The following is a 13552-nucleotide window of genomic DNA, read 5'->3' on the forward strand; positions in this document are numbered from 1 at the left end:
CCACTTTAATCACGGTTTCGGAAATGTTCCAAAACCGCTTTTGTCGTTTTACACTATTTCATGCAGTTAAAAAAAATCAACGAAAACTTCTTACCAGAAATTCTTAAGAATGAATTCGGTAAGGAAATTTTCAGCCAGATCAATCAAGCTCAACATCTTTCGGTTCAGGGTTTTGCGGGATCGTCGCCATCGGTTTTTGCGGCGGAACTTTTCGTGGTGAGGAAGAATTCCGTTTTATTTCTTACCGATGATAAAGAGGATGCGCTCTACATCATCGCCGAACTCGAAGATTTGCTGGGTAAGGAAAATGTGCTGTATTTTCCTCCGAGTCATTTGGAACCTTATCAAATCGAGAAAACCCAAAACGCAAACCTCGTTTTGCGGACGGAAGTTTTAAACAATATCCACAATGACAAAAAACCGCAGGTGATGGTCGCTGCGTTTTCTTCACTCGCTGAAAAAGTGATGAAGAAAGAAGATTTCAAAGCGATTTCGCACACGATAAAAGTTGGCGATTCTTTGGATTTCGACTTTACCGAAGAATTGCTCAACCATTTCAATTTTACTTTGACGGATTTCGTTTCCGAACCTGGCGAGTTCTCTGTGAGAGGAGGGATTGTGGATGTTTTTTCGTATTCCAATGAGGAACCATACCGAATTACTTTTTTCGGCAATGAAGTCGAAAGTATCAAGACTTTCGATATTGAAACCCAGCTTTCAAAAGAGAAAATTAAAGAGTTTCAATTAGTTTCGAATATGAATTTTTCGGTTTCGGGAACGAAGGTTTCACTTTTTGAACTCGCGCCGAAAAACCTTACCGTCATTACCAAAAATGCGGGAATCGGCTTTAACATCATTCAAAATTTCTATGAGAAAGCGGAAGGAAAGTTTGAAACTTTAAGCAAGGAAATCAAGCACCAAAAACCCGCCGAGCTATTTGTTTCTGAAGAGCATTTCATTAATGATATCAAAAAATTTAGCTGGATCGACTTTTCGCAACATCAGACAAAGGAACTTGAGAAATCGCCGATCGTACTCCTAAAACAAACTCCGCAACCAACTTTCCATAAGAATTTCGAACTATTAATTGAAGACCTTAAAGAAAAAAAAGATAATGGATTTGGAATTTGGATTTCATTTTCGGGTGAAAAACAAGAGGATCGTCTGCGTTCAATTTTGCACGAGGTTGACCCCCTCTCCTTTGGAGAGGGACGGGGAGAGGATTTTAAATCCTTTAAATCCGAACTTCACGAAGGTTTTGTGGATTTGGAACATAAAATTTCGGTGTACACGGATCATCAGATTTTTGACCGATACCAAAGGTTTAAGGCCAAAAACGCTTTTGCAAAATCGGAACAACTTACACTGAAAGATCTGATGCAGATGAAAGTCGGCGACTACATCACGCACATCGACCACGGAATCGGGAAGTTTATGGGTTTGGTGAAAGTGAACAACAACGGGAAAATTCAGGAATGCTTCAAGCTCGTCTATAAAAACGGCGATTTGTTGTATGTCTCGATTCACTCGCTCCACAAAATCTCGAAATACAACGGTCCCGACGGAAAGGAAATCGTGCTTTCCAAACTCGGTTCTCCCGCTTGGAAATCTCTAAAACAAAAGACGAAAGCCAAGGTAAAGCAGATCGCGTTTGACCTGATCAAGCTTTATGCGAAAAGAAAAGCCACCAAAGGTTTTGCCTTCGCTCCAGATTCTTATCTACAAAACGAACTTGAGGCGAGTTTCATTTACGAAGACACTCCCGATCAGGAAAAAGCGACTGTGGATGTGAAAAAAGATATGGAAAACGACACGGTGATGGATCGGCTGATTTGTGGCGACGTAGGTTTCGGGAAAACGGAAGTCGCGATTCGTGCGGCGTTCAAGGCGGCAACCGACGGAAAACAGGTTGCGGTTTTGGTTCCCACGACGATTCTTGCGTTTCAGCATTACCGAAGTTTTAAGGAAAGATTGAAAGATTTCCCGGTGAACATTTCGTATATGAACCGCTTCCGGACTGCAAAGCAGAAATCCGAAACTTTGGAAGGGCTGAAAAACGGCAAGATCGACATCGTCATCGGAACACATCAACTGGTTGGAAGCAGTGTGAAATTCAAGGATTTGGGACTTTTAATTATTGATGAAGAACACAAATTCGGCGTATCGGTAAAAGACAAACTGAAAACTCTGAAATCAAATATCGACACGTTGACTTTAACGGCGACTCCGATTCCGAGGACGCTCCAGTTTTCGCTGATGGCGGCAAGAGATTTATCGGTGATCAAAACGCCACCTCCGAACAGGCAACCTGTTGATACGCAGTTGATTGGCTTTAGTGAAGAAATTCTGAGGGATGCAATTTCCTATGAAATCCAGCGTGATGGACAGGTTTATTTCATCAACAACAGAATTGAAAACCTGAAGGATATTGCGGGAATGATTCAGCGGCTGGTTCCCGACGCAAAAGTCATCACGGGACACGGACAAATGGAAGGAAAGCAGCTGGAGCAGAACGTTCTCGATTTTATGGAAGGGAAATATGATGTGCTTGTTTCTACCACGATTGTTGAAAGTGGAGTGGATGTTCCCAATGCAAACACGATTTTCATCAATGATGCGCAGAAGTTTGGAATGGCCGATCTGCACCAAATGCGCGGAAGAGTTGGTCGGAGCAACAGAAAGGCGTTCTGCTATTTGATTACACCTCCGTTCGATATGATGACTTCTGATGCGAGAAAACGTTTGGAAGCGATCGAACAATTTTCAGATTTGGGAAGCGGTTTCCAGATTGCGATGAAGGATTTGGAAATTCGCGGTGCAGGAGATTTGCTCGGCGGTGAACAAAGCGGTTTCATCAACGAGATGGGATTCGACACGTACCAGAAAATTATGCAGGAGGCACTGGAAGAACTACAAAACGATGAGGAGTTCGATAATCTTTTCGAAAACGAAGAAGACCGTAAGAAACTTTTCAAATCCACAAAGGAAGTCAATATCGATACCGATTTGGAGCTGATGTTGCCCGATTCCTATGTTTCGAGTATTGAGGAACGGCTTTCGCTTTACCAGAAATTGGCGGAAATTCAAGACAGGAATGAACTTCAAATTTTCGAAAATGAATTGAAAGATCGTTTTGGGAATTTGCCCAAAGAAGCAAAAAATCTTTTGAAATCAGTCGAGTTGAAATGGATGGGCGCGGAAATCGGCTTCGAGAAAATTGTGGTAAAGAACGGAGTTTTTCTGGGATATTTTCCTGGCAATCCGCAGGATAAGTTTTACCAAAGCGATAAGTTCAGGCACATCATTTCGTATTTAGGGAAGAATCCGACCGAGGCAACATTGAAGGAAAAACAGTCCAAAGAAGGGAATCAGCTGATGATGCGGAAGGAGCATGTGACCAATGTGGATGAGGTAAATACCGTGTTGGAAAGGATTTTAAACTGATTCTTTAAGGATGATTTTTAAAACTTGCTAAGTGGAAACTTGCTAAGTGGCAAGTTGCTAATCAGAAAGTTTTATTATCTTTGAAAAAAAATTCTGATGGAAAATCCTTTCAGTTATGGAATTACCGCCGCTGGAAAATTCTTTACCAACCGCGAAGAAGATTTGGAAGAACTCAAAACCAATCTGATTAACGGAATCAATACTTCGATTATCTCGCCGAGAAGGTGGGGAAAATCGTCGCTCGTAGAAAAAGCATTGTTGGAACTCAAAAAAGAAACGGAACTGAAAATCGTTTCTATCGATATGTTTTCGGTGAATTCCAAACACGAGTTTTACGAAATTTTTGCACGCGAATGCATCAAGTCCTCATCTAATCTTTTGGAGGAATGGATGAAAAGCGGAATAGAGTTTTTCAAAAATATTATCCCGAAACTCAGCGTGGGAATTGACCCTTCGAACGATTTCAGTGTAAGTTTCGATTGGGAGGAAGCAAAGAAACACCATCTCGAAATCCTGAATCTGCCCGAAGTAATCGCTAAGAAAAAAGGAGTGAGGTTTGTGATCGCGATCGACGAGTTTCAGAATATCACTAACTTTCATGATGCTGAAAACTTCGAGAAGAAACTGCGTGCAGTTTGGCAAAAACAAAAAAGTGTAACCTACTGTCTTTACGGAAGCAAGCGGCATATGATGAACGAGATTTTCAACAGCTCGTCAAAACCGTTTTACCGTTTCGGCAACATCAAGTTTCTGCAAAAAATCACCGCCGAGAAATGGAAAACCTTTATCAAAGCAGGTTTCAAGCGTACTAAGAAACAGATCGACGGAAGTTTTGTGGATCAAATCATTGCCGACATGAACCGTCATTCCTGGTATGTGCAGCAGTTTTCGTATTTTGTTTGGGTGGCGACACAGGACAAAGTTACGGACGAAATTTTCTTTAACGCCAAAAGAAAATTGGTTCAGAGCAACAGTCCTTTTTTTACCAATGTCTGCGAAAATTTAAGTCCGAAACAGATCAATCTGCTAAAAGCCGTGGTAAAAAACGAGCAGCAGATTACTTCTACGGCTGTGTTGAAACAGTACGATTTGGGAACTTCGGGCACTGCGACGAAAAACAAAAATACGCTCATTGAAAAAGACATCCTCGATCTGGAAGACGGAAACCTCACTTTGCAGGATCCAGTTTTCGAACTTTGGTTCAGGAAGATTTATTTCAATGAAAATTATGCGAAATAAAACTCGGAATTCTAAGTTTTAGAAAAAGATTAATTTTGTGAAAATATTATAGAAATGAAAAATCTGGTCAACATCTTTTTGCTTTTTTGCGGTGCAATAATTTTAGCTTCCTGTGAACCGGGACGCGCCGAAAACGGGGACTTGCTTTTTGGATTGCACGACGGCACAAACCCAACCGGTGTAAGTAAAAAATTAAAGATGCTTACCTCTGTTGACGGAAGCGGCGACGTGCTTGTTTTTACTTACAATTATTTGGCTGATGGAAAGCTGAAAAGCGTAACTTCCAGCGATCATTCTGTAGATTATGATCTTTCCTACGATACCGATAATCTGATCAATAAGATCAGAGTAACGCAGACGGACAGTACCGGAATCACGACCACCAACTTTGACCTTACTTATGAAAATAAAAGATTTAAGGAGGCGAAAGGTGCCGGCACAGAAAGTACGGGAGATGTAATCAAAAATACCATCACAGCAACGTATAATACCAACAACAAGGTTTCGCAGATCGTTTCTAAAGCGGTAATTGTAGATGCTGCAAATCCAAGTGTTACTCAAGATTTGTATTCCATTCAGAATGATTTGAACTACAATATCAATAATATTTCGAACTGGAAAAGCACACTGAAATTGGGTCAGTTGCCGCCCATGTTGATTAACACTACCTTGGGTAATTATGATACACATGTCAATCCATTCCATCAGCTTCCGGAGGTTTTTAATATTTTCACCTCGATTTTTGGAATTGATAACGTAGCTGTAACAGGTTTATCCGCAAACAATTACAGGCAGGTAAGTGTAGTTGCCAATTCGGATACTCAAAGTGCTACTTATACTTTAACTTATGATGCAGATGGTTACCCAACAAAAGCGGTTGCTTCGGATAATCACAACACACTTACTTTTCAATACCAATAATTATTAATGAAATATTTAGTTGTAGGTCTCGGAAATAAAGGTGATGAATACACTGAAACCCGGCATAATGTCGGGTTTAAAGTTGCTGAAAAAATTGCCGAAACACTTGAAGCTCCTTTTACAACGACCAACTTTGGCTGGATCGCAGAAGGTAAGTATAAAGGCAGAAAAGTCCTGATTCTGAAACCCGACACATACATGAACCTCTCCGGAAAAGCCATCAAGTTTTGGATGCAGAAAGAAAATATTCCACTCGAAAACCTGATGGTCATTACCGATGATTTGGCGCTTCCCTTCGGAACTTTAAGGATGAAGATGAAAGGTTCCGATGCAGGACACAACGGACTGAAAAGCATTCAGGATGAGCTTCAGACGCAGAATTATCCCCGTATTCGTTTTGGGATTTCTGCGGATTTTTCCGAAGGAAGACAAGTCGATTATGTGCTCGGAAAATGGAACGAAGAGGAAAAAGAAAAACTTCCCGAAAGAATCGAGAAGTTTTCAAAAGCATGTCTGTCATTCGTTTTTGCGGGAATTCAGAATACGATGACCGCATTTAATGGGAAGTAGCCAGCACTTTTTCTGATCGGTTTATTCCAAGAGTATCGGTTTCATTTATCCAGGTCACAATGCCGCTTTCCACGCAGTAATTGGCGCCAACTATTTTTATTTTCCCGTCTGTTTCCAGGTTTCTTAATGTGGAACTTTGGTGGCGGATATCTTCAATAGTTCTCCGGATGTTGCAGATATTCAGCCTTTCCAGCAGATCTTCATTTTTTGATGAGCGCTCTTCACCTTCTTCTATGATATCATTGATGCAGGAATCGAAATGGTAAATCAGATGATTGAGATTATCCATCCCTAAGCCTCCAATTTTCGGTGCATCCAGGCCGCCTTTCAGTGCGCCGCATTTACTGTGACCTAAAACGACAATTAGCTTAGAGCCTGCAACATTGCACCCGAACTCCATCGATCCTAGTATGTCCTGATTAACAAAATTGCCTGCAATCCTTATGCTGAAAATATCACCTAATCCCTGATCGAAAATAAGTTCGGCGGAGGTCCGGCTGTCGATACAGCTCAGAATTACTGCGAATGGCCACTGACCTTCACGGGTATCATTCACCTGTTCCAATAAGTTTCGGTTTACTTTAAGGTTGTTAACAAATCTTTGGTTACCTTCTTTCAGGAACTGAAGTGCTTTTTGCGGATTAATCGTAGATTGGGTTTCTAATGTATGTGCTTTCATTATTTTGATTTATTTTTTGTTAAAAAATAGCCTTACCGGATTTAGGAATTGAAAATTTGGTTTAATAGGAAGAAACTGTGAAAGTTTACAACAATCTCCGGCAAGGCGTAGTTAAATTTGGTTTGATGAATTCAGAGGTGTTTTTCTGAATTCTATTTGGGTTAGTTAAGATTTTCAGCGAATAATTACATAGCTCTTCTGTGATCAATCGTAATATGCGAATGCTGGTCGCGTGCATAGTCGCCATAATTGGTTTGGAAACCAACCAGCTGCACCTGAATGTCCTCTTCTTTGGCACGGATGTTCGCAAACTCCTGAATCATTTCCAAAACATCAGAAGTGATATACGATGTCGTTTTGGCATCGATGGTCACTTTCGAATAAGGCTGAATATTTTTCAACGTCTTTTTAATGGCCGCTTTGTTCAGGAACGACACTTCTTCGGCAAGCTTCAGGGTAATTTCATCAGCTTCCTCCAGTTCTTCGCGACTGAAATAATACGCACGCTTCATATTGCCCTGAAGGACGAAGAAAATTGCGATTGCCATTCCAATTGCAACTCCGGTCAGCAAGTCGGTAAATACCACTGCAATCACCGTTGCCAGAAAAGGAATGTACTGAAATTTACCTTTAGCCATGAAGTGCTTTATTTTCTCGGGACTCGCCAGTTTGTAACCTACCAACAGCAGTACTGCCGCCAAGGTTGCGAGCGGAATAAGGTTCAGAATAAACGGAATACTGAGAACGCAAACCAAAAGTAGCACACCATGAATGATGGCGGAGGTTTTTGAAGTCGCTCCGGCATTGGCATTGGCAGAACTTCTTACCACTACAGAAGTTATAGGAAGTCCTCCCACAAGTGAACTTACCATATTTCCAACACCCTGTGCGCGAAGTTCCAGATTGGTGTCGGTTATTCTTCTTTGTTTATCGAGCCTGTCCGATGCTTCAATGCAAAGAAGTGTTTCTATGGACGCTACAATGGCTATAGTTGCACCCACAATCCAAACCTGTGGATTTAAAAAACCTGAAAAATCAGGAAGTGTTACCAAAGCGGCAAATTCTTCAGCCGTTTTTGGAACCGGAAGTGTTACTAAATGCTCAGAACCAATAGCAAGTGTTGAACCGGACATTGTGAATAACGAATTTAGTAAAATTCCTACACCTACTGCGACTAAAGCACCGGGTAAAAGTTTTAATTTTTTTAATGAAGGAATTTTATCCCAGGCTAAAAGAATTGCCAGCGAGATCAATGTTATTACAACGGCTCCCCAATGTATTGAAGAGAAAACATTCGTAATATACTGCGAAATTGCTGCAGTACTGTAGCCGTTCTCAAATACGCGCATGTAGCCTTCAAAATTGCTGTCGTAACCTACGGCATGAGGAATTTGTTTTAAAATAATAATGATACCGATTCCGGCAAGCATCCCTTCAATCACACTGTTGGGGAAATAGTTGGAGATGCTTCCGGCTCTCATAAAACCCAGTACAAGTTGTATAATTCCTGCAATAAGTCCGGCACAAAGAAATAACTCGAACGCACCCAGTTCGGTAATGGCAGACAATACAATGGCTGCTAATCCTGCAGCAGGGCCGGATACAGAAATGTTGGAATTCGAAATGGAACCAATCACAATCCCACCAATAATCCCTGCGATAATTCCAGATAGTGGTGGTGCTCCGGATGCTAATGCAATTCCTAAACACAGTGGAAGTGCTACTAAAAATACTACAACTCCTGAAGGGAAATTTTCTTTTACCCCTCCAAATATATTTTTTGCTTTTTTCATCTTTTTTTGAAAATAGTATGTGCAGACAGTTTTTGACTTTCCCGAAAGTTGAAAATCCTGACTGTCAATAGGTTTGAAATTAATTTTTTAATACGGATTTTCGCTCATCTGCTTTTAAGAAATGAACATAATAATCCCTGGATTGTCTAAAAAAATTAAATTTCAGGAGGGGGCGGAAAAATAGTAAGATAATGGTTAAGATGAATAGAATCATCAAAGGGCTCAAATTTTCCTTGGTTGGAAACGGATTCGAAAAATTTAATAAAATCGTGAACATCAAGGGTTTTTGGGATTGTCTTCTCATAAACTGAAAAAGAACTACTGTGAGTCTCTTCTTCAGAAACAATGATGTTTGTTTGTGGAATATCCAAATCAAAAACCGCAGAAATACTCGGCAATGCCATAAAATTGACAAAGATTACAAGTACTACTATGTTCCAGATTTTTTTCAACTAAATTTTTTTGTGAAGGCAAATATAATAAACAGGAAACAAAATCCAAACCCATTTATAGATTTAATCTAAATTTTAACAAAATTTAATATTAAAAATCTATAATCAATCGTTCTGAAGGTTTTTGTTTTTCTTCCGGCTCATCACCCACGAAGAATTGGTGAGGTCATAAACTTTTTGGATATCAGAAAGAATTTCCTCGAAATCAATGTCGAGGTCGATGAGTTTCCCAGTCTTCATATCGAAAACCCAACCGTGAACAATTGGATAATCGTCCACGATATATCTTTCCTGAACACATGCCATTTTAATAATGTTGATGCACTGTTCCTGAACGTTCAGCTCAACAAGTCGGTCGTAACGTTTGTGCTCACACTCAATCGCGTCGAGTTCTTTTTGGTAAATTCTGTACACATCGCGGATCAAACGCAGCCAAGGATTCAGCAGTCCCAAATCTTCGGGGTTCATCGCAGCTTTTACTCCGCCGCAACCGTAATGTCCACATACGATGATGTGTTTCACCTTCAAATGTTCTACCGCATACTGTATTACCGCGGTTGAATTCATATCCAAAGTATTCACCACATTCGCAATATTTCTGTGGACGAAAAGTTCTCCAGGATGAAGCCCCATCATTTCTTCTGCAGAAACGCGACTATCAGAACAGCCGATGTAGAGGTATTCAGGACTTTGTCCTTTTGCGAGATTCGAGAAGAAATCGGCATCTTGGCCAATTTTTTCCTCGATCCATTTTTTATTGTTTTCGAAGATGGTTTCGTAGGATTTATTCATTGTTTACATTTGTTTACAAATTTAAAGAAAATTCTTCCGCATTTTTTATTTGATTAAAGTTTATACTTTTGCATAGGAAACACGATAATGAAAGAAATAATTTCCCGGATTCTGCCCAATATCCCTGAATCAGATTACGTCAAAGAGTTTAGAAATCTCGATATCGACAGTATCGATTTGGTTTCTGTACGCGTAGAAATTGAAAACAGCATTGGTCGAATGATTCCCAATAAAGACTGGCTTTCTTTTAAAAATATTGACGATATTCTGGTTTACACCAACGGAAATTCTGCGAAAGAACAAACGGCTAACTCGGAATTTGTGAAGGAGACCAAAACCGCCGCGCAGAACTTTATTACGATGCCGCAAATGTGTCTCGAAGCATTGTCGGAAAACTGGCTTTTCAAGGAATCCGGAGATTTGCATTGGGATTTACTCTGTAAAGGTTTGGGAACATCATCTTCGGAATTGAAGGATGATTTAGGAAACCGACTTTATGCTACTTTCGTGAGGATCAGGATCGATGGTTCCGGAAATTTGAGTGATTTTAAAGAGAATAATCCATATGAATTTGATGCTGAACTTTCAAGATTTGGTTTGGGAATGTTTTTCAGTAAGATCAATTTTAAGTCATTGGATCAAGAAATTAAGATCAATATGATGACCAGTTTCTCCATCAGAAAATCGACTGGAGACAATAAGAGTTTGACAAAAAGCCAGCCATCGGTTGAACACTGCGACATTCCGCAAAGTTCGGAACTGCCGATTTTTGGAAACGAATACCGACTCGTGAAAAAAGAAGAGCTTAAGACTTTTTTTTACAAAGATTATATTTTCAATGTTTCCCAAGAAAATATTTTCAGCTACGAATACTCTCTGAATCCTTATTACGACCTCAATGGAGTCGGTTTGCTCTATTTTGCGTCTTATCCTATTATCAGTGATTTTTGTGAATTGCAGTATTTCAACTCCGTATCAGAGGAAAAATGGGAGGAGCGTTATTTCACCATTTTCAGGGATATAATGTATTATGCAAATTGTGACTCCCGCGACAAAATAATCTATGTAATGAATGCAGTGGAATATCTGAATGACAATAAAGTGAAAATTACCGCCACGCTTTATCGGAAATCTGACCAGAAAATGATGGCAAGAATCTTTACCATCAAACAGAAAAGAGCTGAGAGCAATTTATTTTAATAAACCTAAATTTGATTACCCCGTCCCTAAAGGGAGCCAATTTAGTTTTATTTTGGATAAAATTTATCACAGTTCTTAAACTTTATTGTTGATATAACCTTCAGTTCCTTTCGGAATGCTGAAAATTCTGCACGGATTTCCCATCGCCATACAGTAATCGGGAACGTCTTCGGTTACATAAGTGTTCGGTGCGATAATCACGTTGTTTCCGATTTTAATTCCTCCGACGATTACCGCATTGGGTCCGATCCAGACTTCGTCGCCGATTATTGGGGTACCTTTGTATTTTCCGCGATTGGTTTGCGCGATACTTACTCCCTGCGAAAGGTTGCAGTTTCTGCCGATCACGACTCCCGGATTTACCGCCAAAAATCCCCAATGTCCGATATAAAATCCTTCGCCAATCTGTGTTTCAGGATAAATCTGTATTCCGTATTTTATTTGGTGGTGACGCAAAATCATTCGCCAAAACATTCCAAGAAAAGATTTTTTTGGGTACTGCTGACATTTTCTGAAAACGTAAATGTAATGCAAATTCGGATTGATGCATTTCGCCCAAATCTCTGAAGTTGAAAGCCATTTTCCACTTTCTCTAAAAAAATCTTTTTGGATGGTTGAATAGTTCATTTTTAAAGTTCCGAGGTTCGCGATACGGATGCGGGAATTAAACACGAATCTCGCAACACGTAACTCGTATCAAAGTTCGTCAATAATTCTCATCAGCGAATTTACAGAATTTTCAAGATTAAAAGGCGTTTTGTAATGCTGAAGTTCATTTTGATAGCTGTTAAAATATTCAGGATTGCTCAATGCTTTTTTCATACCCTGATAAATTCCTTCTTCGGATTTTTCTACAATCATTCCGAGTTTTCCGTTTTCCAACATTTCGTTTACGCCAGAAACATCGGTGGCAATGATGTTTTTTTTCAGGGTAAGCGCTTCAAACAAAACCGTGGGGAAACCTTCGTATCTGGAACTTAAAATATAATAGTCTGCATTTTTGAAAAAAGGATAAGGATTTTCGGTGAATCCGTTCATTTCCGCGGTGTTTTCGACTCCGAGTTCTTTTCTTAAGTTATTGACGATTTCAAAATCGCGCCCGTCTCCAAGAATTTGAACTTTATGCTTCAATCCTTCATCAAGCAATCTTTTGTGAACCTTCAGTAATCTGTCGAAACCTTTTTGCGGAAAAACGGTTCCCACAGAAACGAATGTTGGGAAATTGCTTTCAGCTTTCAGTTTTCTGCTTCCGGCATCTTCGGACTTCGGACTTCGGACTTCGGACTTTCTCAGAATTTCCTCCGTATCCAAAGGATTATAAATCCTCACGATTCTGTCTTTCTCGTCCTCGTTTTTTGCAAGGTTTTCAAAATCTTTTTTAATGTGTTCAGAAATCACCATGATTTTATCAAACCCAAAAAATTTGCGGATTTCCTCATCCGTATAATTGTGAAAATGGGTTTTCCTTAAATCATTGTGAATCCACACGATTTTTTTGGATGACTTTAACGGCGAATTTAAAATCTCGTCCCTAAAACCGTGGATTGCGGCGAACTCGACATCGTATTTTTTACTTTTTAAAATCTTTGAATACAGAAGTTTTGGAAATTTTTTCAGAACACTTTGGTAAATCACCCGAAACGCTTTCTCCGGAATATCTTGGATTCGGTTCGTGGTTATCATCTCGCCTTTGTTCAGGTAGAGAACATTGATCCAATCGGGAACTTCAGACAGATATTTTCCCGAATACAGATTTAACAATAAATCGATTTCGTACTTGTCTTTCGGTAAGTTTTTGAGAAAAGTCACCAAAACTTTCTCAGCGCCACCGTGACGCAGGGAACCGATTCGGATGAGGATTTTCTTTTTTCCTTTGCTCATTGCGCCGGTTTATATTTTTCCGGAAGGTTTTTTTTCAGCCAATCGTGTAGTTTGTTGCGGTCCTGTTCCAGTTCGATCGGGTAATCGATTGTGGTTTTTTTCAGGACATCGCCGTAATCCTCAATTTCGCAAACATATTTCGCGGGATTTCCAAGGTAAACGGTATTGCTCGGCATTGATTCGGACAATACGGAATTGGCACCCAAAACACAGTTGTCGCCGATTTCTACATTTTGTAAGATAATGGAATAATTCCCAATCGCACAGTTTTTACCCACCTTAATATGTCCAAAATTTCTCACCTTTTCATAACCTTCAATTTTGCGGAGGTTTACTGTAAAACCGGAATGGGTGACAAACTGAACTCCTTCACCAATGCGTGAATCGTCTCCAATCTGCACCAGAAATGGTTCCGAGCCGAAAGAAGCCTTGTTTCGGATGGACACGTTGTTCCCAAGTTTCAGGCCTTTTTCAACACAGATTTTTACGTAAGCGGTTTGTCGCAAATCGTCTAAAACAGTGAAGATTTTGGTAATAATTTTATTAAGCATAGGGATAACAAAGGTAAAATTTATTTTTCT

Annotated in this window: 12 protein-coding genes; 5 read left to right on the forward strand and 7 right to left on the reverse strand. The window is 39.9% G+C overall.

Going from position 1 to position 13552, the window contains the following annotated elements:
• Positions 1–60: 60 nt before the first annotated feature.
• The 4 genes from mfd to pth all read left to right on the forward strand — a co-directional run bounded on the left by mfd (position 61) and on the right by pth (position 6174).
• Positions 61–3444 carry a transcription-repair coupling factor gene (gene mfd / locus MTP09_RS01515; RefSeq protein ID WP_243549990.1) on the forward strand — a complete coding sequence of 1128 codons (3384 nt, stop codon included), beginning with the start codon at positions 61–63 and terminating at the stop codon, positions 3442–3444.
• Positions 3445–3540: 96 nt separating this feature from the next.
• On the forward strand, positions 3541–4683 hold the full coding sequence (locus MTP09_RS01520) for an AAA family ATPase (RefSeq protein WP_243549992.1): 1143 nt from the start codon (positions 3541–3543) through the stop codon (positions 4681–4683).
• A gap of 54 nt (positions 4684–4737) precedes the next feature.
• Positions 4738–5604, forward strand: coding sequence for a hypothetical protein (locus MTP09_RS01525; protein WP_243549994.1), 867 nt, complete (start codon positions 4738–4740; stop codon positions 5602–5604).
• 6 nt (positions 5605–5610) lie between these two features.
• Positions 5611–6174, forward strand: a complete 564-nt coding sequence (gene pth, locus MTP09_RS01530; RefSeq protein WP_243549996.1) for an aminoacyl-tRNA hydrolase — start codon at positions 5611–5613, stop codon at positions 6172–6174.
• Here pth and MTP09_RS01535 read toward each other — a convergent pair.
• The 4 genes from MTP09_RS01535 to MTP09_RS01550 form a co-directional block, all read right to left on the reverse strand.
• Complete coding sequence (locus MTP09_RS01535; RefSeq protein ID WP_243549998.1) at positions 6161–6853, reverse strand: carbonic anhydrase; 693 nt, start codon at positions 6851–6853, stop codon at positions 6161–6163. The two genes, pth and MTP09_RS01535, sit on opposite strands and share 14 nt — an antisense overlap.
• A 185-nt stretch (positions 6854–7038) precedes the next feature.
• Positions 7039–8646: a SulP family inorganic anion transporter gene (locus tag MTP09_RS01540; protein ID WP_243550000.1), complete on the reverse strand. Its 1608-nt coding sequence runs from the start codon at positions 8644–8646 to the stop codon at positions 7039–7041.
• 155 nt (positions 8647–8801) lie between these two features.
• On the reverse strand, positions 8802–9098 hold the full coding sequence (locus tag MTP09_RS01545; protein WP_243550002.1) for a hypothetical protein: 297 nt from the start codon (positions 9096–9098) through the stop codon (positions 8802–8804).
• 105 nt (positions 9099–9203) lie between these two features.
• Positions 9204–9890, reverse strand: coding sequence for a carbonic anhydrase (locus tag MTP09_RS01550; protein ID WP_243550003.1), 687 nt, complete (start codon positions 9888–9890; stop codon positions 9204–9206).
• Between the two features lie 87 nt (positions 9891–9977).
• Between MTP09_RS01550 and MTP09_RS01555 the strand changes: the two genes are divergently transcribed.
• Positions 9978–11090 (forward strand): Pnap_2097 family protein, encoded by a 1113-nt coding sequence (locus MTP09_RS01555; RefSeq protein ID WP_243550005.1) that lies wholly within the window; start codon positions 9978–9980, stop codon positions 11088–11090.
• A 75-nt stretch (positions 11091–11165) separates the two neighbouring features.
• On the opposite strand, the gene MTP09_RS01560 is transcribed toward MTP09_RS01555, so the two are convergent.
• The 3 genes from MTP09_RS01560 to MTP09_RS01570 all read right to left on the reverse strand — a co-directional run bounded on the left by MTP09_RS01560 (position 11166) and on the right by MTP09_RS01570 (position 13522).
• A complete protein-coding gene (locus MTP09_RS01560) occupies positions 11166–11717 on the reverse strand; it encodes a serine acetyltransferase (protein WP_243550007.1) in 552 nt (183 codons plus the stop codon).
• 69 nt (positions 11718–11786) lie between these two features.
• Positions 11787–12971, reverse strand: coding sequence for a glycosyltransferase (locus MTP09_RS01565; protein ID WP_243550009.1), 1185 nt, complete (start codon positions 12969–12971; stop codon positions 11787–11789).
• A complete protein-coding gene (locus MTP09_RS01570) occupies positions 12968–13522 on the reverse strand; it encodes an acyltransferase (protein ID WP_243550011.1) in 555 nt (184 codons plus the stop codon). Before MTP09_RS01570 ends, MTP09_RS01565 begins: the two co-directional genes overlap by 4 nt.
• Between the last annotated feature and the right edge of the window lie 30 nt (positions 13523–13552).

This window comes from Chryseobacterium suipulveris (assembly GCF_022811685.1).
Lineage (GTDB): Bacteria > Bacteroidota > Bacteroidia > Flavobacteriales > Weeksellaceae > Kaistella > Kaistella suipulveris.